At 25.0% G+C, this 22767-nt stretch carries 26 protein-coding genes and 1 rRNA gene; 12 read left to right on the forward strand and 15 right to left on the reverse strand.

Annotated elements, in window-relative coordinates:
- The first annotated feature begins 134 nt into the window (after nt 1–134).
- The 6 genes from FRW55_RS03330 to FRW55_RS03355 all read left to right on the forward strand — a co-directional run bounded on the left by FRW55_RS03330 (nt 135) and on the right by FRW55_RS03355 (nt 5704).
- Nucleotides 135–368, forward strand: coding sequence for a YdbC family protein (locus tag FRW55_RS03330; protein ID WP_146367615.1), 234 nt, complete (start codon nt 135–137; stop codon nt 366–368).
- A 141-nt stretch (nt 369–509) separates the two neighbouring features.
- A complete protein-coding gene (locus tag FRW55_RS03335) occupies nt 510–1565 on the forward strand; it encodes a Dam family site-specific DNA-(adenine-N6)-methyltransferase (protein WP_146368717.1) in 1056 nt (351 codons plus the stop codon).
- A gap of 257 nt (nt 1566–1822) precedes the next feature.
- On the forward strand, nt 1823–2059 hold the full coding sequence (locus FRW55_RS03340) for a DNA methyltransferase (RefSeq protein ID WP_201798408.1): 237 nt from the start codon (nt 1823–1825) through the stop codon (nt 2057–2059).
- A gap of 57 nt (nt 2060–2116) precedes the next feature.
- On the forward strand, nt 2117–2974 hold the full coding sequence (locus FRW55_RS03345; protein ID WP_146368718.1) for a type II restriction endonuclease: 858 nt from the start codon (nt 2117–2119) through the stop codon (nt 2972–2974).
- A gap of 60 nt (nt 2975–3034) precedes the next feature.
- Complete coding sequence (gene ffh / locus FRW55_RS03350; RefSeq protein WP_146368719.1) at nt 3035–4375, forward strand: signal recognition particle protein; 1341 nt, start codon at nt 3035–3037, stop codon at nt 4373–4375.
- 12 nt (nt 4376–4387) lie between these two features.
- Nucleotides 4388–5704: a C1 family peptidase gene (locus FRW55_RS03355; protein WP_146368720.1), complete on the forward strand. Its 1317-nt coding sequence runs from the start codon at nt 4388–4390 to the stop codon at nt 5702–5704.
- Between the two features lie 255 nt (nt 5705–5959).
- On the opposite strand, the gene FRW55_RS03360 is transcribed toward FRW55_RS03355, so the two are convergent.
- The 7 genes from FRW55_RS03360 to FRW55_RS03390 all read right to left on the reverse strand — a co-directional run bounded on the left by FRW55_RS03360 (nt 5960) and on the right by FRW55_RS03390 (nt 11853).
- Nucleotides 5960–6349 carry a hypothetical protein gene (locus tag FRW55_RS03360; RefSeq protein ID WP_146367621.1) on the reverse strand — a complete coding sequence of 130 codons (390 nt, stop codon included), beginning with the start codon at nt 6347–6349 and terminating at the stop codon, nt 5960–5962.
- Nucleotides 6331–6813: a DUF4231 domain-containing protein gene (locus FRW55_RS03365; protein WP_146368721.1), complete on the reverse strand. Its 483-nt coding sequence runs from the start codon at nt 6811–6813 to the stop codon at nt 6331–6333. The genes FRW55_RS03360 and FRW55_RS03365 overlap by 19 nt, the downstream gene beginning before the upstream one ends.
- The gene (locus tag FRW55_RS03370) at nt 6813–7286 is read right to left on the reverse strand and encodes a hypothetical protein (RefSeq protein ID WP_146368722.1); all 474 of its coding nucleotides are present in this window, start codon (nt 7284–7286) and stop codon (nt 6813–6815) included. The genes FRW55_RS03365 and FRW55_RS03370 overlap by 1 nt, the downstream gene beginning before the upstream one ends.
- Before the next feature lie 384 nt (nt 7287–7670).
- Nucleotides 7671–7973: a thioredoxin family protein gene (locus FRW55_RS03375; RefSeq protein ID WP_146367624.1), complete on the reverse strand. Its 303-nt coding sequence runs from the start codon at nt 7971–7973 to the stop codon at nt 7671–7673.
- Nucleotides 7974–8102: 129 nt separating this feature from the next.
- A complete protein-coding gene (hinT, locus tag FRW55_RS03380) occupies nt 8103–8417 on the reverse strand; it encodes a histidine triad protein HinT (protein ID WP_146367625.1) in 315 nt (104 codons plus the stop codon).
- A gap of 5 nt (nt 8418–8422) precedes the next feature.
- Nucleotides 8423–9670 (reverse strand): HinT-interacting membrane complex lipoprotein P60, encoded by a 1248-nt coding sequence (locus FRW55_RS03385; RefSeq protein WP_146368723.1) that lies wholly within the window; start codon nt 9668–9670, stop codon nt 8423–8425.
- Nucleotides 9670–11853, reverse strand: a complete 2184-nt coding sequence (locus tag FRW55_RS03390; RefSeq protein ID WP_146368724.1) for a HinT-interacting membrane complex protein P80 — start codon at nt 11851–11853, stop codon at nt 9670–9672. The genes FRW55_RS03385 and FRW55_RS03390 overlap by 1 nt, the downstream gene beginning before the upstream one ends.
- Nucleotides 11854–12046: 193 nt before the next feature.
- On the opposite strand from FRW55_RS03390, the gene FRW55_RS03395 reads away from it, so the two are divergent.
- On the forward strand, nt 12047–12598 hold the full coding sequence (locus tag FRW55_RS03395; protein WP_146368725.1) for a hypothetical protein: 552 nt from the start codon (nt 12047–12049) through the stop codon (nt 12596–12598).
- Nucleotides 12599–12638: 40 nt separating this feature from the next.
- Nucleotides 12639–12744, forward strand: a 5S ribosomal RNA gene (gene rrf / locus FRW55_RS03400).
- Between the two features lie 119 nt (nt 12745–12863).
- Here rrf and yidC read toward each other — a convergent pair.
- The 4 genes from yidC to serS form a co-directional block, all read right to left on the reverse strand.
- Entirely contained in the window at nt 12864–14858 is a 1995-nt protein-coding gene (yidC, locus tag FRW55_RS03405) for a membrane protein insertase YidC (protein WP_146368726.1), read from the reverse strand.
- On the reverse strand, nt 14845–15177 hold the full coding sequence (gene rnpA / locus FRW55_RS03410) for a ribonuclease P protein component (protein ID WP_146368727.1): 333 nt from the start codon (nt 15175–15177) through the stop codon (nt 14845–14847). Before rnpA ends, yidC begins: the two co-directional genes overlap by 14 nt.
- Nucleotides 15178–15187: 10 nt before the next feature.
- Nucleotides 15188–15334 (reverse strand): 50S ribosomal protein L34, encoded by a 147-nt coding sequence (rpmH, locus tag FRW55_RS03415; protein ID WP_146309064.1) that lies wholly within the window; start codon nt 15332–15334, stop codon nt 15188–15190.
- 175 nt (nt 15335–15509) lie between these two features.
- Nucleotides 15510–16778, reverse strand: coding sequence for a serine--tRNA ligase (gene serS, locus FRW55_RS03420; protein WP_146368728.1), 1269 nt, complete (start codon nt 16776–16778; stop codon nt 15510–15512).
- Between the two features lie 164 nt (nt 16779–16942).
- Between serS and FRW55_RS03425 the strand changes: the two genes are divergently transcribed.
- Nucleotides 16943–17854 (forward strand): Fic family protein, encoded by a 912-nt coding sequence (locus FRW55_RS03425; protein WP_146368729.1) that lies wholly within the window; start codon nt 16943–16945, stop codon nt 17852–17854.
- 5 nt (nt 17855–17859) lie between these two features.
- Here the strand turns inward: FRW55_RS03425 and FRW55_RS03430 are convergent, their stop codons facing one another.
- Entirely contained in the window at nt 17860–18462 is a 603-nt protein-coding gene (locus FRW55_RS03430; RefSeq protein ID WP_146368730.1) for a type IV toxin-antitoxin system AbiEi family antitoxin domain-containing protein, read from the reverse strand.
- A 106-nt stretch (nt 18463–18568) separates the two neighbouring features.
- Here FRW55_RS03430 and FRW55_RS03435 point away from each other — a divergent pair, with 106 nt between their 5' ends.
- Nucleotides 18569–19543 carry an Eco57I restriction-modification methylase domain-containing protein gene (locus tag FRW55_RS03435; RefSeq protein ID WP_146368731.1) on the forward strand — a complete coding sequence of 325 codons (975 nt, stop codon included), beginning with the start codon at nt 18569–18571 and terminating at the stop codon, nt 19541–19543.
- Here the strand turns inward: FRW55_RS03435 and FRW55_RS03440 are convergent.
- Entirely contained in the window at nt 19538–20197 is a 660-nt protein-coding gene (locus tag FRW55_RS03440; RefSeq protein ID WP_146368732.1) for a hypothetical protein, read from the reverse strand. The genes FRW55_RS03435 and FRW55_RS03440 overlap by 6 nt on opposite strands.
- 86 nt (nt 20198–20283) lie before the next feature.
- Between FRW55_RS03440 and FRW55_RS03445 the strand changes: the two genes are divergently transcribed.
- Complete coding sequence (locus tag FRW55_RS03445; RefSeq protein WP_146368733.1) at nt 20284–21180, forward strand: UTP--glucose-1-phosphate uridylyltransferase; 897 nt, start codon at nt 20284–20286, stop codon at nt 21178–21180.
- Entirely contained in the window at nt 21174–21500 is a 327-nt protein-coding gene (locus tag FRW55_RS03450; protein ID WP_146368734.1) for a hypothetical protein, read from the forward strand. The genes FRW55_RS03445 and FRW55_RS03450 overlap by 7 nt, the downstream gene beginning before the upstream one ends.
- A 21-nt stretch (nt 21501–21521) precedes the next feature.
- Here the strand turns inward: FRW55_RS03450 and FRW55_RS03455 are convergent, their stop codons facing one another.
- Together FRW55_RS03455 and FRW55_RS03460 are read right to left on the reverse strand one after the other, a co-directional pair.
- The gene (locus tag FRW55_RS03455; protein ID WP_146368735.1) at nt 21522–22277 is read right to left on the reverse strand and encodes a class I SAM-dependent methyltransferase; all 756 of its coding nucleotides are present in this window, start codon (nt 22275–22277) and stop codon (nt 21522–21524) included.
- Between the two features lie 72 nt (nt 22278–22349).
- The gene (locus tag FRW55_RS03460) at nt 22350–22757 is read right to left on the reverse strand and encodes a ferritin-like domain-containing protein (protein ID WP_146368736.1); all 408 of its coding nucleotides are present in this window, start codon (nt 22755–22757) and stop codon (nt 22350–22352) included.
- Between the last annotated feature and the right edge of the window lie 10 nt (nt 22758–22767).

Raw genomic sequence — 22767 nt, forward strand, 5'->3', positions numbered from 1 at the left:
TCTCTAATTTCTTTACGCATTTCGCCTCCTATTTTAGTGTTTTATATAGGAAATTTTACTATAAAATATATAAAATAAAAATATTTAATATAGTTTATAATTATAGAGAAAGTCAATAAGAATTAAGGAGAGAAATGGCAAAGCAAACTAGTCCTGAAATTAGCTACAAAATCATTAAAAATATTGCTGTTTTATCAGAATCAAGTAGTGGTTGAAAAAAAGAAGTTAATTTAGTGGAATGAAACGGTAATAAAGCTAAGTATGATATCAGAGACTGAAACTCTGACCGTTCGAAAATGGGAAAAGGTATAACTTTATCTGATGAAGAGGTTAAATCTTTGGTTGAAGTTTTAGAAAAAATAAAATAGTTAAATGTTTAATATCAGGAGCATGTCTTCTGATTTTATTTTAAAATTGATTAAAATTACAATATAGTAATTAATTAAAATAATAGCTAATTTATATGTTTATTGTATTAAAATACACATTATGCTTGTATAATTTTTATTATGATAAAAACTATACAAAAAAATTTTGGAGAGAATTTAAAACAACTTAGAATTTTAAAGAATTTTACACAAGAAGATTTAGCTAATATTTCCGGGATTGACCGCGCTCAAATTTCAAGAATTGAAAGAGGGTTTGTAAATGTTACTTTAGAAACAATTATAAAACTAAAAAATGCTTTAGAAGTTGATTTTTCTAAATTGATAAATACCGAACTAAGTTATAATGCAAAGCCTTTTGTAAAATGAGCTGGTGGTAAAACACAAATACTTCCTAAAATTAAAGAATTTTTACCAAAAGATTTTAATAATTATTATGAACCATTTGTAGGTGGTGGGGCTTTGTTTTTTGAATTAAAACCAAAAAATGCTTATATTAATGATTTTAATAATGATCTTATTTTAGCTTACAAATGTTTTTTGAATAAAATAGAATTTGACAATTTAAAAAAAGAACTAATAAAACATGAATTTAATCATAATGAAAACTATTTTTACCAAGTAAGAGAAATGGATAAATCAGAAAAGTTTAATGAACTGGAATCTTGAATCAAAGCAGCAAGAATGATTTATTTAAACAAATCATGTTTTAATGGGTTGTATAGAGTAAATTCAAAAGGTTTTTTCAATGTACCTTTTGGAAAGAAAGAGAAAATAAAAACTTTTGAAGAAGAAAATTTCAAAGCAATTAGACATCTTTTTAATAAGAATAATATAAAAATTACTAATTTAGATTTTGAAGAATCGGTTAAAGATGCTATGAAGGGTGATTTTGTTTACTTCGATCCTCCTTATGATATATTTCCAGATAAAAATGGTTTTGTTAACTATGACAAAAATGGTTTCGATAAGGAAAAACAAATAAGACTTAGGGACTGCGTCATAAATTTAACAAAAAAAGGTGTAAAAGTTATGGTTTCTAACCATAACACTGATTTTATTAGAGAAATCTATAAAGATTTCAAGATAAATGTTATCTACGCAAAAAGATCAATTAATTCAAGGGGAAGTGGACGAGGAGAAGTTCAGGAGGTTATAATCACTAATTATGAGGAATAAATGCCTAAATTAAAACCTTTTTATGAAAATGATAGTTTCATATTATATAAAAGTGATAATAAACTTAAGAGAATTTTTAATATTTGCTATAATCATATTGGTTCCTTTCTTATTTTTTTGCACTATAATTTTACTAAAAGGACCAAAAATATAAACAGTCATACAGCAATTGTTGTATGACTGTTCTTTTTTATGTTTTAATTATGAACTGATGAAAAAAATAAATCACAATAAGCAAATGAAAGATGTTTGATTGATTGGTTTACCTAAAAAATGAAAAACAATATGGTAAGCATCCTACACAAAAGCCCTTGGAACTTATGGAAAGAATTTTATTATGCTCCACAAGAGAAAATGACTTATTTTTAGATCCTTTTAATGGAAGTGGTACAACTGGTGTAGCATCAAAAAAATTAAATAGGAGATATATTGGTTTTGAAATAGAAACAGAATTTCTAAATATAACAATAGAAAGAGTTAAAAAATTAGTTTAAAAAGTCTTTATTTTGTCAATTATTATAATTATGTACAAATTATTTTGAGGTAAAAATATGAAAAACTATGAAGAATGATTTTCAAAATTTAAAGCAAATATTGCAAGTTATGATTTTTATGTAGACTTTAATAAAGTTTATAAAAATGCTTCAGAATTAAAAATAGAACTAAATATATTAAATTCTCTTGTTGGTTCAAAGAATATCGAACAAGATTTCATAAAAATTGTTGAAAAATATCCAGAAACACTTAAATGTATACCTATTCTTATAGCAAAGAGAGAAAAGACTCTTTTTTGCAATGATAAGGACAATAGTTTTAATTTTGATTTTAAAAACATGAATTACTCAATAAATGATTATGTTTTATTTATGCATAAAACTGGACTATTCGATTTAATTAAGAATAACATTGTAGGCAATTTATATGACTACGTTTTAGGAGTAGAAGTAGGTCTAGATTCTAATTCAAGAAAAAATAGAAGCGGAAAATTGATGGAAAATCTTGTTGAAGAACACATAAAAAATGCAGGTTTTGTTAAAAACAGTACATATTTTAAAGAAATGAAATTATCAGAATTAAAAACGAGAATTGGTAATAAACTTGTTGAATTACACAATTTAAAAGGTTTAATTAAAAAGTTTGATTACATTATTTTTGGGAAAGAAAATATATATTTATGCGAATGTAATTTTTATACTACAAACGGTTCTAAATTAAACGAAATAGCAAGAAGTTATAAAAGCTTATCACAAAAGATTAATAAAATTAATGGATTAAAGTTTGTGTGATTTACAGATGGTTTAGGTTGAAAAGAAAGTAAAAAAATCCTTAAGGAAACATTTGATGTTTTAGAAGATATTTACAATATTCATGAATTAGAAAATGGAATTATTAATAAAAAAATAAAATAAGTACTAAAACATACTAATACTTTTGTGTACTATATCCAAATTTTCTTTTATAATTTAAACATGTTTAATTTTTTAGAAGATAGAATGCAAAAAGCATTGCAAAAAATGTCAAAAAAGACAACAATCACTGAAGATGATTTAAAAGAAATTACTAGAGATATAAAAATGTCACTTCTAGAAGCTGACGTTAACTTAAAAATTGTAAAAGAATTTGTTAACAATGTTAAAGAAAAAACTATTCAATCGAATTTAATTGGTAAACTAAATCCATCTCAACAAATGATCAAAATAGTTCATGAAGAGTTAGTCAGAATTCTTGGTGGTAAGTTTATAGAACCGCAGATAAATAAAAAACCATACGTCATTATGATGGTCGGGCTTCAAGGAAGTGGTAAAACTACAGCTACAGCAAAAATTTCTTACTTTTTTAGAAAGAAAAAATTTGTAGAAAATCCTCTTTTAATAGCTGCAGACATTTATCGTCCTGCTGCAGTTGATCAGTTAGTAACATTGGCTAAGTCAATTCAAATGGATTTTTATGAAGAAGGTGTTAAAAATAGTCCATTAGATATTGTTAAAAACGGTTTAATAAAAGCAAGAGAAAACAAGAATGATTTAATTATTATTGATACAGCCGGACGTCTTTCAATCGACGAAAACTTAATGAATGAACTTTTTGAGATTAAAAAAGTTGCAAATCCTGATGAAATATTCTTTGTTGCAGATTCAATGTCAGGTCAAGATATTATTAATGTAGCCCAAACTTTCCATGAAAAATTAAAACTTACCGGTACAATCATTACTAAATTAGATTCTGATGCTAGAGGTGGAGCTGCTTTAAGTATTAGACAACTTCTTAATTTGCCAATCCGTTTCATTGGTACAGGTGAAAAAGTTGCTAACTTGGATTTATTTTATCCAGATAGAATGGCAGATAGAATCTTAGGTATGGGTGATGTTATGTCACTTATTGAAAAAGCTAGTGACGTAATTGATGAGAAAAAAGCCGCAAAAATGGTTAACAAAATGTTTTCTGGTAGCTTTACTTTAGATGATCTTTTAGACCAATTAAATCAAATGAAAAAACTTGGTAAATTCTCTAAATTACTAAAAATGTTGCCTGGAAATTTAAGTAGCAAGATTAATGAAGAAGAATTAGATAAAGCAGAAGAAAAAATGAGAATTTATGAAATTTTAATTAACTCAATGACTAAACAAGAAAGAAAAAACCCTAAACTTCTTAAATTAGCTTCACGTAAAGAAAGAATTATCAAAGGTAGCGGAAGAACAGCTCAGGAATTTAATAGACTGATGAACGAATATGACATGATGGTTAAAAAAATGAGTGAACTTGGTAAAACTATAGGAAGGGGAGGAAATCCTTTTGGTGGATTATTTTAGAAGGAAATTAATATGGAAATAACACAAGAATTGTTAAAAAAAATTAACTCTAAATATTCAAAATCTAAATCAAATAAAATTATCGAAAACACAATAGTAAAAAACGGAATTGATGCTTCGAGTATTAATCATCACACAATTAAAAAACATAATTTTATTTTTAATATAGAAACAGAAAAAGGTGAAATAACTAATCAAAAAAATAGTGGTAGATGTTGAATTTTTGCTTCCTTAAATATGGCTAGAGTAATAGTTATGAAAAAACTTAATATCGAAAATATTGAACTATCTCAAAATTATTTAGCCTTTTATGATAAATTAGAAAAAGCTAATACATTTCTTGAAAATATTGAACTAACTAAACATTTAGATATTTCGGATCATTTAGTACAACAATTTTTAGCTTCACCAACTCCTGATGGTGGATATTGAGAATACTTTCAAAGTTTAGTTACAAAGTATGGAGTTGTACCAAAAGAAGTTATGCCAGAAACTTTTCAATCTGAGAGAACTTTTGAATTGAATGATCATCTATTCTTAAGATTGAGAAAATATGCCAAATTAATTAGAGAAACTAGTTCAAAAGATAAAATAGAACAACTTAAAGAAGATTGCCTTAGTGAAATTTATGACATTCTTTGTAAATGTTTAGGTGTTCCACCTAAAAAATTTAATTTTGAATACAAAGATAAAGATAAAAAATATGAAAAAATTGAAAACATAACACCTAGCGAATTCTTTGAAAAATATGTAGGTAAAGAATTCACAGATAAAGTTGACATCATTCATGATCCTAGAAACATTTATAAACATGGTAGTGCTTTTGTATTAAAATATGCATATAGCGTTTTAAATAAAAATGAAGTTAAAATGATAAATGTGCCTTTACAAGAGTTAAAAAATGCAACAATAAATTCATTAAAAGATGGTAACCCTGTTTGATTTGGTTGTGACGTTGCTAAATATTCAAATTCTAAGCTAGGAATAATGGATACAGATTTATTTAACTACAATGATATTTTTTCAGATACTTCAGATTTTACAAAAGCCGATAGACTTCAATATCGCGAAAGTGGATTATCTCATGCTATGTCATTCGTTGGTGTTAATTTAGATAAAAAAGATAACGTAACAAACTGAATGGTTGAAAACTCATGAGGAAGCGATTCAGGTAAAAAAGGAATATTCTCTATGTCTGACAAATGATTTGACGAATTCAATTACTCGGTTATTGTTGATAAAAAATATATCAATGAATTATATTTAAAAACCGCTGAAAAAGAAATTGTTGAAATCGAACCATGAGATGTTTTATGTAAATTCAGCTAGAAGAACTTTGTTAAGTTCTTTTTTATTTTATTTAAGTTAACATACTTTCCAAGTTTAATCCAAAAATATCAATTTTCAATAAAAAACATAACTTTATTAACTTTTTGAAAAAATTACATAAGAATTTTAGTTAAATTAATGGTTTAAATATCAATAATAAAAAAGTCTTCAAAGGAATAAGATGTTGAAAAATTAAGGACATTATGCTACTAAATGGGAAAGTTAATAAAAAAAGTTGACATAGTCAACTTATAGTTAAAAAGTCTTCATTAAATCATCAATGTCTTCTCTAGTTATTTCGTTATTTTCTTTATATTTATCAATTCTTTTTAAATTAGTGTTAATGTTGTCTTCAAAAACGGTTATTTTGTCAGTTATATTAAAGAAGGATTGTACAGAAATCAAAAGAGTAACAACAACAGAAATAAAAGCTATACTAACAAAATAAATCATGGTTTGGTGAGGATACTCATTAAATCTTATCGAGTATAAATTTAAGATAATTATTATTGAGGAAATAACTAAAGTAAGAACACTTAGAAAAACAAAACAATATTTGCTTATTAAATATTTTCTTAATACTGATTTATATTTTTCGTGGTTATTTAATAATTCAGAACGTTTTTTTAATTTTGCTTTTCTCATTCTTTAATTTCCTCTCTTTCAAATTTTTCCTTGTTAGAAAGATAAAATATTCTTTTATACAGAATATAGTCTCTATCAACTTGCTTTTTATTTCCATAATAAAATTTCTTTTCATTGTAAATCATCATTTCCATATTTAATTTATTCAACAATGATTTTTTTTCAATAAATTTAGTGTTAACTAAAAAAAATGAAATGATACCTGAGAATAAACTTAGAATAGCGTTAATAATTGTTGTAGTTAATACGTAGTTAGAGTCTTGATTTAATCAACTATTATAAGGATTTATTGTATCTCCATAATATTTAGATGCCCCTGCAAGATAAATTATTGCTATTGTACCAACAATAAAAGTTGTAATAATTGTGATTGAATTTAGAAAGTAGTAAAAGAAACCATAAACTATTATTTGTTTTTTAGTTTTTGAAATCGTTCTTTTAGATTCTTTTAATGCATCAAACATTATTTTTTTCCTTTCTTCAATTGTTGTTTTACAACATCTGCTACAATTATTTTTCTTTTCTGGTTTGCATTTATTCATAAAATATCAATGAATTCACTTAATTCTTCATCAGAAATTAACCCAGATGAATGCTTTACATATAAATCTTTAATAGTCGTTAAGTACTTTTTGTATTCATTTGTTCTAGCATTATATTTATAAATTTCTATTATAATGGTTAAAATAAAACCAAAAATAATCATAATAGCTAAACACAGAATCAACACTAGAGAAGTTTTTTGATATCACTGAGATGAATTTTCTAGTTTAATAATGTTTAATATTTTAACTAAAGCAATAAAAGCTAAAACAACAGCTGTAATATTAAGTATTGCTATACTTAAACTTATAATTTTGTCTACTAATTTATATCTCTTTAACTTTTTTCTATCTTTATTAATTTTTTCATTTATCACATTCAAAATATTTTGCATATCTATATTTTATTAAATTTTTTATAAATAAAAATTGTAGTATAATTTTATTGCATATTGTTCGGAATGCAGTATGCAGCAAATTTTCGCTTAAATTATTCCAATTAACCATTGTTTATTGTTCATAATACAAAAAACATTATTTATATATTTTTTTCTTTAGTATAAAAACTTTTTATTCAATTCAAAATTATTTATATATTTCATGTCTATTATTTATAATTATTGTGTATAGCATAGTAAATCCATAGTTTACTCTCATATATATTTATTAAATAATAATGGAAAGCAACCGAGGTTGCTTTTCTTTTTTTATTCTCATAGAATTCAAACATCGAAATTTAACTTAAATAAAAAAAGAAAACTATAGTTTTCTATAGTTCCCTATAATGATTTAATTTCTTCAACTAATTGTTCATATGGTCTATAACCTAAAAAGTCTTTAACTCTTTCGCCATTTTTATAAACAAATGTAGCAGGAATTGATTGTACACCCATATCTAATGCATAATCTTTATCTTTATCAATATCAACTCTGTAAATTTCAATTCCGTCTTTTTCACTTAGTTCAATTAAAGAATTTTTATACATTCTACATGGAGCACATCATGTTGCATGAAAAACTAATAATTTTGTTCCATTTTTTAGTCCATCACCTAATTCTTGTCTAGTTGTTTCTTTTAACATAGTTACCTCTCTATTTTTATAAAAAGTTATTTTTTTACAATAAAAATTGATTAAAATATATTTTTTACTTTTTTATTATACTAAAAAAAATAGTTTTAAAAAGTTTTTATAAAAAAAGTCCAAAAGGACTTATTTATACGGAACCACATGAATGTGTGTGTGAAAAATGGTTTGTCCAGCTTTGGGACCAGTGTTAACTTGAATTCTGAAATCTGTTATACCATTTTTAATTAATCTATCATTAATTAATTTTCTCACAATTCTCATTGCGTAAATAAATTCTTCATCAGAGTTTTCAATTATATTTTTAGATTGACTTTTAGGAACCACCAAGAAATGTCCTGGTTGCTCAGGATATGCATCTAAAAATGCTATTACAACATCGTCTTCATAAATTATTGATGCAGGAATTTCTCTATCAATTATTTTTTTAAAAATATCCATAATTATTAAATGAAATCACTTCCTTTGAGAGTTTCCTTAAGAATTTCATAAATTGGTTCTAATCTATACCCAATTTTCTTAAATGAACTAATAGCTTTAGTTGTTATTGAAGTATCACTAAAACTTAACATAATCATTAATTCTGTCAATTTATCTTTGAAAATTGATTCATCAAATGAAAGAATTTTTTCAACTTTAGTCTTATCGTCTTCAACTTTTTCAATTTCTTTAACGGTTGGAATTATTTGTACAACATAAGCTGCTTTAAGTTTTTTTGATTCTTCATCATAAAGCGAAATCGATGTGCTTAATTTACCTTCATTATTTACTGAAACAATTTTTTTATCTGCATTGTTTGAATAGAAACCATCCACAACAGCATCTTTATTTTTTGCAATTAATTTACTGAATGTGTAATCTAAATTGTATTTAGAAGCATTATTAACAACAATTCCTTTATATCCACCAAATTCAGTAAGATATTTTCTATTTGGTAGAAGCATTTCGTTTTCTGAAACTCTGTAATTTAAGTCATATTTGTCAGCTAATAATTCTTTAAAATCATTTGTTGTATTAAGAATTTTATTTCTTGTAACAAAAATGTTTGATGTATTAGTTTCTTCATATTCTCAAACTTGATATGGTTTACTATCTATTATGTAACTGATTAAATTATAATAATTCAAGTCATACTTAGCTTTGTTTGTTTCAAAGTTAGAATCAAGTTTTTTTAATTCTTCTTCATTATTGATTGAGAAGTATTTTAATGTTAAGAGCGAATTGTTGATTGTTTTATTAATTTCTGTTTTACCGTTTTTATAAATTAATTCAAACACCTCAGCTCCAGGTTTAACAGTAGGAATATTAAAAGGAGCTAAAACTTTTTGTTCTTCGGCAGTTAATCAACCTTTTTTATTTCATTCTGAATACATTTTAACGAAGAAATTTGCATCTTTTGATAAATTATTCGATGCGTATATATCAAATGCTAATAGAGCTTCCTTATAAAACTTTGATTCTTTATTGTCTAAATAGTCAGAAAGTTTTTTTATTTCGTTATTTCCTTCACTATATAAGTCTAATAAAACTTTTTCAGTTCAGATTGATTCAGCAATACTTTTGATTTCATCACTTCTGAAATCATCATCTTGTTTAGTTTTTTCAGTGGAATTTTCTACTCTACCACAAGAAACAACACTTAAAGCAGGTAAAACAAGAAGTGATGTTGATAATAAATATTTTATTTTATTCATTATTTATTTTCTCCTTTATCTACGTTTAAGTAATCATTTAATTGATGATATAAAATTTCACCAAATTCTTTTTCAGATAAATTAGGCTTATCTGAGGTTTTATCATAATCAATGTATACTTTACCATTTACAAGAGAAATATTATAAACAGAGCCTTTATTTACCAATTCTTTTATTCAATCGTTAACTTTTGAATAAATATTTATTACTTCAGCTTGCTTATCACCATTTATTAAAATATTATTTGATACAAGAGTGTTTTTAATATCTTCATCAGTGAATTGTGTATTATTTGATGATAATCTTTTGTCTAATTTAAGGTATTCTTTAAAATTATTATCTTCTAACATTTTATTTAGGACTATATTTTTATTTTCTAACTCACTATTAATAATATTAAGTGAATTGAAATAAGGAGTTTTATCGTTTGCTACAGCATTTAAATCATATTTAACCAATTTCATTAAATGATCATAGTCAGTAACTTCATCAAATTTAAATATAGTTAAACCTTTTGAAGTTGGAATTAATTTAGCATTGTCCATCCCTTCAATTGAATAAACGATTGAATAGAAATTTTTATTATTGATACTTATTGATAACACTTTATTATAAAGTTCATTGATTTGTTGATTGAATTCTAAATCACTCATAGAAGTGATTTCACCTTCCATAATGCTTATTATTTCAGAAGCCTTATCAATAATTTTATTTTTAATAATGTTTTTTTCTTCTCTAGAACCATTTTTGTATTCTTCTGATTCTTTTAGTTCTTTAATTTCGTTTTTAAGATTTTCAATTCTTAATTCAGTTTTTTCAGCAAACTTAAATTCAAATAATGTGTTTAAATTAACAGAAGGTAATTTTGAATCTTTATTTTCAAAAATTTCTGTCATTGTACTTAATGCATAAGCCATATCTTTATTTTTAGCTAAAGTTAAATAATTTTGCACCCCTAAAGAACCTAGATTATTCTTTACTTCAGAGTCATCTATTGAAAGAAGTTTTAGATAATTTTCATAATTACTTTTAGCACTATTAGAAATAAGGTTATTTTCAAGAAGATAATATTCTAATTTATCAAATTTTTGAATTAAAGTGTAATTAGGAATTAATTCATCATTAATTAATGAGTTAATTAAAAATTGTAAATATTGTTGTTTATCAACTTTAAATGAACCTGTTACAGAATTTTCAAGAACACCTGGAATAGTAAATGTACTTACAACATAGTTTTTATTTAATTTATCAAATTCTTTAAAGTAATCTAAAATGGTGTCTCAATTTTCAGTTACAAAACTACTTGACTTTAATAGAGTTATCTTATTTGAGTTTTTATCAATGAAATAATTTTTTCCTTCAATGAATTGTGGGAAAACTTTTTCTCCTTTGTGGAACATAATTTTTGGTTTTCCTGTTGTTTCATCGACAACATTATTGTTATTTTCATCAACATAATAAATATCACGCATTGCAACTCTATTTACATCATTTTGACTCTTAAAATATGAGTTTATTGATGATTCAATAGTAAATTTTCTTAAGGCATCTTTTTCGATTGCTTTAATAATTAAATAATTTACTGCTTCTTGTTCTGAAGTAGCGTTACCATATTCTTCACTGGTTATAACTGAATTAAATTGTTTTTCTCAGTTATCAAATCCATATCCTGCTTGAATTTGTCTTTTTAAATCTTTTATCTTGTTTTCTTGTTCTTTTCTAACTTCATCTAATGATTTAAGAGCAATGTCTGTTCTTTCAGTATCACCTGCATAAAGAGATTCGTTTCATAAACGTTGAAATTCTTTAGATGCTTTTACTTCTTGCTCATAAAGATAGAAAATTGCTTCTTTATATATTTTTTCTGTATTTTCGCTATTAGTGTTTTTATTCGCTTCTAATTTTCCTAAAATATCTTCGACATTGATTGGAGTCTTAGAATCATCAGGTTTGACGAATTCAAGAACTTTATCGCTATCGCTTAATGCTGGTGTGTAATTCACTTTAACTGTGTTAACAGTGACTGGTACAGCGATAGAGGTAGCAACAACCACACCTAAAAGACCTAAAATAACATAGGCTTTAGTGTTTCTTTTCTTAATAATTTTTGGTTTAGTTCTTTCTAAATGCTTATCATTTTTTTCAGCCAATTTTTCAAAAAATGATTTTTGTTTTTTTGCCATTTTTACCTCAAATCTAATATTTAAAATATATTTTAAAAATTATATAGTATTAATTTTATCTACAAAATCAAAAATATTTCTCAAACAGTATAGATATTGGTTAATAACAGTTTTATTTTTGTCAAGATTTAGTTCCCAAAAGGTGGTTAATTTATTTAAGTGATTTTTCAAAATAAAAGATTAAAATTTTAGTATGAATCAAAAAAATCCAATACAAAGTATTATTACTATTTCAAATTACTTAAATGAAAGAAATGTGACTTTTTCACTTTCTGGTGTGTTATTAGAAAAAAAATTCTTTAATAAGGAAATGGAAAATCTTTATCCATTAAAAATTTGCATGGATTGAATAGATTTTATTTCTCTTTTAAATGACAATAAAGGTGAGTTATCATTAAGAAGAGATGTTATTTCTGATAGCATATTACCTTTTTTTAAAGTGGATGATGATAGAATTTATATTCAACTAGTAGTACAAAGCGAAAGAGAGATAGTCAAGAAAATCAAAAGAAGTTTTGTAAAACAACTTTTTAAGACTAGATTTGAAAATAAACATTTTGATAGTTTTAATGAAATTGGGTATTTAGTTGATGAAATATATAAAAAAGATGGTTCTATTTGAATTTTAATAGATGATGAAGAACCAGAATTAAGAATAATAGATAACTTTAACAAGCAAAATATCGAATTTTTTGACTTTGAAGGGAATAAGATTCCGTATTTAAAAAATGTTATAAAAAAATAGAAAAAATGCTTGGGTTTATTTAAAAACGTGTTATCATATTATCAGTGGTTATAGCAAGAGGGATCACCTGATACCATTCCGAACTCAGTAGTTAAGCCTCTTAGTGCCGAAGATAGCCGAAAGGTGAAAATAGGGCGCCGCTGTTTTTTTATTTTAAAAAAGTTTGTATGTTTATATAAAAAATAGTGAAATAATTGCTAATTGAGTATTGTTAAAAATAATTAATAAAATTTATTAAAAAACAACAAGTTTTTAGCTTGTTGTATTATTTTTTAAATTTCTTAGAATAAGATAATCTATATCATTTAGTTTTTTTCAATAAATGAATTCCTGTTGTTTCTAAAATTGTTCATATTCCAGATGCAATTCAATAAATTTGAATTCCGGCTGTAAATGCAATCGTGAAGAACAAGAACACAACCATCATAATTCTTTGTGTCTTTTCTGATTTTTTGATTGCTGCTTTTTGATCAGTTGTCAATCTTTGATTCTCTTTCTTTCTATTAAGAAGTCTAGGAAGAATTTGTGACACAATTTGAACAACAGCTGCTACAACTATAAGAATTAAGTAAGGTCAATGACCTTCAAATACTTTTTGATATGAAGTTGAAGCAAAATTAATTGTTAATCAAAATGTTGACTTAATTTCTGGAGTAATTTGTAAGGCTCTTCAAATAGCAATGAAAATAGGCATTGTTATAATCATATTGGCCATTGAGTCCATTGGATTAATATTATTTTTGCTATATAATGCACTAAGTTCTTGACTTTTACGCATTTTCATTTGTTTATTATTTTCAAAGCCTTTATATTTTGCTTCAATAGCTGCTTTTTTAACTCTTAAATCATCTTGGATAGATTGAGAGAATCTTGATTTAAATGAAATAGCTAACGCGAGTGTTTTAGTAACAACAACAGCAAAAACAATAATTCAAATTGAACCTCAACCAGCTCAAATAGGTGTAATGATTGACATACTTTGCATTAATGCCGCTAGTGGATAAATGAATAATCCGTAGAATGGTCCAAGAGCTCATGAATCAGCTCAAGTTGTCAGAACTTTTTGAGCTCTGTCACCAGCATAAGTTAATGATGTAGATTTAATAGCATCATAAGTTTTGAATTTATTGTTATTTTCTCATTCACTTCTATTTATAGATAATTCTAATGGTTTATTAGTTTCTTCTTTATTTGTAGTAGTTGAAGTTGCTCCTTCAACTTTATCTTCGTTTTCGTTATTTTCAGCTTTAACAACAAAAGAAGTGAAAGTCATTAATTGGTCACTGTTGTATCCAATATTAACAGCAGATAAATATGAACTAATAACTGAATTATATTTATTTAAAATATCATATTGGACTTTTGTTAATTCTGGAATTTCACCATTTACAATTTTGTCATAAATTTTAACTTTAATGAATTCAGATGGTGTTAAACCTTCTAAGTATTGAGTAACATCTCATTTTGAGATAGATTCGTTGTAAAAAGTTTGAAGAATATCTCTTGAGAATTTATCTTTAGGATTTGTAAAATCATTTGAAATTTGCGCAAGTCCTGTAATACCAATAATTCTTCCGTGATCACCAAACTCTAAAGTGATGTTTGGAGCACCACCTGGTTTTAACGAATTACTATCTTTATCTTTAGTTCCAGCTTGAGCTACAAGATAAATATTTGTGAAAGTGTTGATTGGATTATATTCTTGAGCTGTGTCACTCATGAATAAATAGTTTCCATTTTTTGAGTATAAATAATTTTCTGGTTTTTCACCCAAATATTGTTTATCACTATTTTGGTAAATACTAATAGCAGAAGAATATGAATCATATTTTCCATATTCACCTTTTTCGTTTTTTGTTTTATCTCTTAAATCACTTATTACTTTTTTATCTGTAATTTGTCTGTTAACTAAGTCATCAATTTTGATAACTTCAAAACTTAAATTAGTAGTAGTTTTATCTTCGCTATCACCGCTTGCTGAAGCGATTGTTTCTTTATCAACTTTTAATGTTGTAACATGCGGTGCAACTTTATCTTTATCAAGATAAATTTCAATTGCATTACCTGTAGTTGTACTTGAAGGTATCACAAATGATTGAACACACCCTGTTAAGGTAAGACCAAAAATAAGAACATATAAGACAATCTTTGTTCAACGTCATATTTTCTTTAATTTTGACTTACGTTTTTCTTTAGGATCTTGACCTTCGGTAAAATAATTAAACTTTTCTGATCTTAAATGACTTTTAGTTTTTTTCATTTAATAATTGTTCCAATAATTTGTGCACCATTTTTTGTTTAATTTCAAAATTTTCTTCAATTATAAAATTTTTTCTAACAATTATAACAATTTTATATTTCAAATCTTTTATATTAAAACTTTGTAAAATGGCACGCATTTGTCTTTTATAGAAATTTCGTCCAACAGCCTTCTCAAATTTTTTAGGAACGGTGATTCCTATTTTTACTTCAGCCTGTGGGACGTAGTGAATAACAGCCATTTTATTAGAAATTTGCAGTTTAGAAAGTATAACACTCTCGAACTCTCAATTTTTCTTTAGCCGATATTTTCTTTTCATTTTGAACTAACTATTTGTCAGAAACAGTTAAGTATTTTCTACCTTTAGCTCTTCTAGCTGCTAAAACTTTTCTACCATTTGCAGTTTTCATTCTAGCTCTAAAACCGTGAACTTTTGCGTGTTTACGTTTGTTAGGTTGATAAGTTCTTTTACTCATATTTATCTCCTTTAAAAATTTCTAAAATAAGCTAATAAATTATAAAACAAAATAAATTTTTATTAAATTAAATATCAAATATAAAAAAGACAATAAAAAATCTTTTAAATATTTAAATTATTATACTATAGAAAGGGTTAAAATAAACAAAAAACGCACTTAAGTGCATTAAATGTTATTTTATTATTTCTAAACCGTTCATATATGGAACTAAAACCTTAGGAATTGTTAAACTTCCATCTTGGTTTTGGTAATTTTCTAAAATAGCAGCAAGAATTCTATCAATAGCTAATCCAGAACCGTTCATTGTGTGGGCATATTGAGTTTCATTATTTTCATCTCTGTATCTAATCATAGCTCTACGAGCTTGAAAATCGCCCATATAACTTACACTTGAAACTTCTCTAAATCTCATTTCGCTTGGTAATCATAATTCTAAATCAATTGTTTTTCTAGATGAAAACCCTAAATCACCAGTACATAAAAGTAACTCTCTATATGGAATTTCGAGTTTTTCTAAAACGTCTTTAGCATCTTCTAGCATCATTTCAAATTCTTTAATAGCGTCTTTTTGGGATGTTACTTTAACAAGTTCAACTTTTTTAAATTGGTGTTGTCTGATAATACCTTTAGTATCTTTACCTGAACTACCAGATTCACTTCTAAAACATTCCGTAAAACCAGTAACTCTAACTGGATTAGTAAGATCAATAATTTCATTATTATGGATGTTTATAAGTGGAACTTCTGCTGTTGGAATCAAATACAAGTTTCAATCATTTATGCTGAATAAATCTTCCTTGAATTTTGGTAATTGACCTGTACCATAAAGCATTTCTGATTTTACTAAAACTGGTGGAAGAATTTCTATATATCCCTTAGTTTCGTGTAAATCAAGCATGAAATTCATTAAAGCACGACATAATTTAGCTCCATAATTTGTATATAAAACAAATCTTGAACCACTTAGTTTAGCACCTCTTTCCAAATCAAATAATTTTAATTTTTCAGCTAATTCATAGTGTGGTAAAACACCAGATACTAAACCACGTCCAATTTTATCTCTAGTTCTTAAAACAACATTTGTTGTTTCATCAATTCCTTCAGGAACTTCATCAAGTGGTAAGTTAGGAATTTTTAATAATAATTCATTCAATCTATCATTTAAATTTTTAGTTTTTTCTTCTAAACTCAATTGTTCGTCTTTAATTTTTTTAACTTCTTCTTGTAATTGCTTTATTTTTTCTTTATTAGATTTAAATTCAGAAAATTGTTGAGAAAATTTACTTAATTCAGCTTTCTTTTGTTGGCTCGCGAACATAGTTTGTCCACGATCCTTAGCTAATTCAACAGCTTCATCAAAAACAGCTATATCAAAACCTCTTTTTAATAGACCATTTCTTACTTTTTCTTCGTTTTCTAAAATGAATTTAATGTTTAACATATTACTCCTGTCTCAATTAGTATTAATTATACTATTAAGAAATATTTTTAATAGAATTTTGTAAGATGTTATATTTTGTTCTTCTTTACTTTTATTGTTGAAAATACTAAAATTCCTTTACTTTTTTAGTTAATTTTAATACAATAAGTAAAGAAAAGGTTAAAATGTACGATTATCATGGTTTATTAGAAATTCTAAAAAAGAACAATTTAAAAAAATCTGACTTAGTATCAAAGTTAAAAATATCATCAAGAACTATAGCTAAAATTTCAAAAGGTGAAAAAATATCAAAAGCAGTAATAAATAAATTGTGTTTATTTTTAAATTGCAAGGAAGATGATATTTTTAGAATTATTTCAAAAAATGAAGTTTTACAGACACTTAGAGATGAAATGGAACAGAAAATAAGGGGTGGACTTTATCATAAACTCCAGATTTTAATGACATACAATTCCAATCACATAGAGGGTAATTCATTGAACGAAGAACAAACACGCTTAATATATGAAACAAGAACCTTTGTAAACAATGATTTAATTAATGTCGATGACATTATCGAAACTAATAATCATTTTAAAGCTATAAATCATTGCATAAACAATGCTGAAAAAGAATTAAATGAAGAATTCATAAAACAATTACATTTTATTCTTAAAAGCGGTACTGAATCTGAATTCAATAATTGAATTAAAATTGGAGATTACAAAACAAAACCAAATATGATTGGAGATATCGAAACATCAGACCCAAAAAACGTTGCAATAGATATTAAAAATCTGCTTGACTGATACAACAAATTATTTGTAGTTTCTTTTGAAAATATTATAGATTTTCATTATAAATTTGAGCTAATACACCCGTTCCAAGATGGGAGTGGAAGGGTTGGTAGACTAATAGCTTTCAAAGAGTGTTTAAGAAATAACATTATTCCTTTTATAATTGAGGATAAGAAAAAATGGTTTTATTATCGCGGTTTACAAGAATATAAATATACTCCTAATTTTCTTATTGAAACTTGTTATGATGGTCAAGATACTATCAAATACTTATTAGACTATTTTGAAATTAAGTATTAACATTTCTAAAGTAAAATCTCCAAATAAGTATTGAGTATTTTTGAAACTCTAAATTTTCTAGAATAATCTTCAAGTAAACGGTAATTTATATTTTTTGTTCTAATAAAATTTTTTAATTCTTCCTGAATAAATCTTATGTCTAATTTATTTCTATTTCTTAGTAAATCGCATATAGTTCTTTCAACATTGTAAACTTTAACTTTATTACCAAAAGGTGTCTCAATTTCAGTTATACCTAAATCAAATAAATGTTTTGATGTTCTAAAAAATCTTACTGGATCATTTTTTAAGTGTTTTGTATTATATCCATTTATAACAGTCATAGAATAAGTTGAAGGAGCTACGTCAGTAATATTAAATAAAAATAATGCTGTGTCGTGCGAAAAAATAGCATTTTTTAAGCGTTTTTGTAATATTTTCATTTCATCAACTCAAGTGTCCTTGCTAATATAAATTCCACGCCCGATTTTTTTGTAATTATATTTTTTTAAGAAATAATAAATCGAAGACTTTGAAAGACCTAAATCTGACATATCTTTAATTTTTAAAATGCCTTTGTTATTTTTAGACAATTTTTTTACAATTTCTATTTTTTTTATGAGTGTCATAACGTATAAATTATATATTTTTAAAGTGAAAAAGTCCAAATAAGATATAATATATAAAATTAAAAAATGTATTTAGATTTATAAAAAACAATATGCGGAGGTAAGGATGTCTAAGATTCAAAATGGTCAATTTTTTACAGAATTTAATGTTTTTGAAGGAAATTTAGTCTTTCAAAATTTTATGAATGATAATAATCTTTGAAATAAAAAAATTTTAGAACCTTTTGCTGGTAAAAACAACTTAATTAAGTTTTTACAGGAATCTAAACATGACTTAGATTTTTCTTCTTTCGATATAGAACCCCAGGATGTTAATGTTAAAAAAAACGATAGCATTAATAATTGAAACTACAAAAATTTTGACTTAGTTGTTACAAATCCACCTTATTTGTCTAAAAGTTCTTCTAAGAGAATGAAACTAAGTGTTGATTTTCAAAACTATGATGATCTATATAAATTATCGCTTGATAGATGTTTAAGAAATGTAAGATTCACAATAGCCATTATTCCAACAACGTTGATAAATAGTAATAGAAAAAACGACCAATTTTTAATAAAAAAGTTATTCGCTTTTCAATTGCTTCCTAATAAAAATAATTTTGAAGACACCGAACATCCTGTTGCACTAGCTTATTTTGATAACAAAAAAAATGATGATAATTTTTTACTATATGAAAATAATAATTTAATAAGCGATATTAAATCACTAAAAAATAACCTCAAAAACATATTAAAAACTCAAAACAGCCTTAAAGTTTATTTTAACTATATTGATGGTAATTTGTGTGTAAATACAAGTGACAACACAATAAACAAAAATAATATAAGATTTTTTGACAAAAATTGAAAACAAGATACCAAAATAAAACCAACAGATAGACATAAAGTCAAAATGTTAGTTGAGGATTTTAGTGTAGATGATTTTTTTATTGAAAAATTGAATAAAAAGATAAAAGAGTTAAGAAACTCTAACTGTGATTACCTATGATCTCCGTTTAAGGGTGTTTCGAAACAAAATCAATTTAGAAGAAGATTAGACTTTAAAACAATTAAAATGATAATAAATTCAATAGATTTATAATTTTTTATTATCTTTAGCTTTTTTAATTAATGATTGCAAATTAGTTATTATTGCATTTTTGTTTAATGATATTAATTTATCTATTTTGTCTTCTGTGTAATATTCACCGTCTAAGCATACTCAAACTTTATTTCTTGTCTTTGTACCTATATTTTTTAATTGAATAATAACATCATTAAACTGGTTATCTTGACCCCCACCCTCTTCGTTTGTATATTTATTTATTAAATAAATTTCTTTATTTTTAATTTTAATAAGAAAATCTAATGATTTATGTCCTATTGGTTTTACAATATTTGTTTTAACCTCATCATCTATAACATAGAAAGCATTTTTACCTGAACTATTAAGTTTAATAACTTCAATATTGTTTTTAATCATTTCCTTAATAAATATTTTTTCATAAATATTTTGTCTCTTAGGATCTCTCATAAAGAAAGTTACAAGTATTTCATCACCCTTTAACAGTCTTTCAATTATTTCTTTTTTACTATTTTCATTTAAATAAGTTCTCTTTATAAAATTATCAACTTTATCGTTAAGCCATAAAGGTATTTCATTATTTTTGAGGGTTTTTATTAATTTTTCTCTTTCTTTTCTTCAAACACTTTTTATTGATTTTTCATATATATCAGAGTTTTTATTTTTGTCCATATTTAAAATTATACAATATGTTTTAATTAACTTGTACGTTAATAATTTCATATTATTTAAAATTACTAAATTAGTATAATAATTTCATGGAAATTAAAAAAATTAAAAAAGTTATTATCCCTTGCGCTGGGTGGGGGACTAGATTTTTACCTTATACTAAAAGCACTCCAAAAGAATTATTACCAATTTTGAATAAACCTGCTCTTGATTATCTTGTTGATGAAGCAATACAATCTGGTATTGAAGAAATTATTTTAATTACCAGCTTTAGAAAAAAAGATATTGTTAAGTATTTTTCTGTCGATCAAAGCTTACAAAATGAGTTAAGGGTTAAAGGTAAAAAAGAGTTATTAAAAATTGTTAAAGAAACAAACAAAGAAGCTTTAATTTCAGTTGTTATTCAAGAAGAACAACTTGGTTTAGGACATGCTTTAGCTTGTGCTTATGATTATATTGATGATGAACCTTTTGCAGTTATTTTAGGTGATGACTTAATTTATTCTGAAAAACCGGCTATAAAACAACTTATAGATTTTTATTATGAAACTAATGGAGCTAATATTTTAGGTGTTCAATCAGTTCCTAATAAGGATGTAAATAAGTATGGTATTGTGGTTCCAAAAAACAATGACGAAAGAGAAAATAATTACTTTGAAATAAAAGATGCTGTGGAAAAACCTCGCGTAGATGAAGCTCCCTCAAATAAAGCTATTTTAGGCCGTTATGTTTTTAACCCAAGAATTTTGGATTATTTAAAAAATACTAAACCAACTGTTAATGGTGAAATTCAAGTCGTTGACGCTTTTAAGAGAGTTATGAAATATGAAAAAATATTTGCTTATGAATTTCAAGGAACACGCTACGACTTAGGAAGTATTTCTGGATTTGTTAAAGCAAATATTGATTATGCATTAAAAAATAATGAAATTTCTGGTGAAATTTATAATCATATTAATAAGGTTTTAGAGGATAAAAAATGCTAGATGAAATAAAAATTATTAAAACAGCTAAAGATTTAGATCTTTCGTTCGATTTCAAAATAACAAGTTTTAATGAAAGAACTTTTGAAATAAATATTGAAGGAATTTTCAGAAATTTAGAATTTAACGAAAAATATTATGAATGATTTATGGAAGATTTAATTGATTTCTTATTATCAAATAAATATCAATTAAGATGAGATATAGGTTTAATTAACTTACACAACAGTAAAAATTTAAAATTAAGTGATGAAGAAATAAAAAAACTTGCATCCTTTTTTGATGAAAAGGTTACAAGTTTTGATGTTAAAATCATTGATTAACCACTCTAAGTGGTTTTTATTTTATTTTTTTAAAACTCAAAATGTGGTGTTATTACCAAATTCTTGGACAACTTCGTCCTCTTCAGTTAATTCATCTCTTGTGATATATTCGAGAATTTTAAATTTTGTATTTTTTGTTATAAATTCAATCATTTCTTCATTGGATGTATATCTAATAAATCCATCCACACCATCAAAGTTATAAGTTGTATCACCAAATTTTTCCAAATTTTTATCTTGTTTATTTAATTCTCATTTAGATAATTCTCTATCAAAGAAATCTTTAATGTATGAACTACTATCACGATTAGTTGCGGTAATAATTGCTATTCCATTTTTATTTAGAATTTTATAAATTTCTTTTAATACTTTAATTCTTTTTTGTTCGGTAGGAATACACATAATCCCATTAAAACTGTAAAATGCTAGATCAATTGATTCTTTTTCAATCTTAGAAGTTAGAACTGAAGAATCAAGATGTAAAAATACAATATCATCTCTTTTTTCATGTTCATTTATTAATTTTGCAATAAAAATAAACTTTTCACTTAAATCATTTGCGTAAATTTTTTCAAAACCAAAATTCTTGAGATTAAAAGGAATTCTTCCAACACCTGTTCCTAAATCTAGAAAAACTTTTTTATCTTTTTTATATTTATCTATTAATATTCTCTCAGAGTTCCATAATCCTACATTAGATAATGAGTTAGCATAAATTTCAATCGCTTTTTCTGTATCATAAACACTATTAAATAATGCATTTAAATCTTTAAACATATTTTAATTTTATCAAAGAAGTTTAACTACAAATTCAAATAAAAACCAGCTTTTTACTGGTTTATTATCTCATTAAGCTTTTTTAAAATTTCAGCGTCAGAATAATAATTTTTCTAAAGTATCATCATATAATGGGTCAATCAAGCATGTTTCTTCTTCATCTCTATGAGCCAAAACATAATCAATAATTAATGTTAAATCATTAATTACAGTTTCTTTTACTTCTTTAGCACTAAATCATTTTGATTTAACTTCTTTAATTAAAGATAATTCCTTCATTTCTTCGAATGAACCTAAAGCCAGATTGTCTAACATAACTAATTTTTCAGCATATCTATCTGTAAAATCATTAACATCTTCATATAATTTGTCTAATTGTTTGTGTAATGTAAAAAAATCTTCGTTAACATTTCAATGTAAGTTCTTTACTTTTAAAGCTAAAGTTCCAAAACTTGCTTCCAAAACTTTTAAATTTTTCATTTTTACTCCT

This window comes from Mycoplasma anserisalpingitidis (assembly GCF_007859615.1).
GTDB lineage: Bacteria > Bacillota_I > Bacilli_A > Mycoplasmatales > Metamycoplasmataceae > Mycoplasmopsis > Mycoplasmopsis anserisalpingitidis.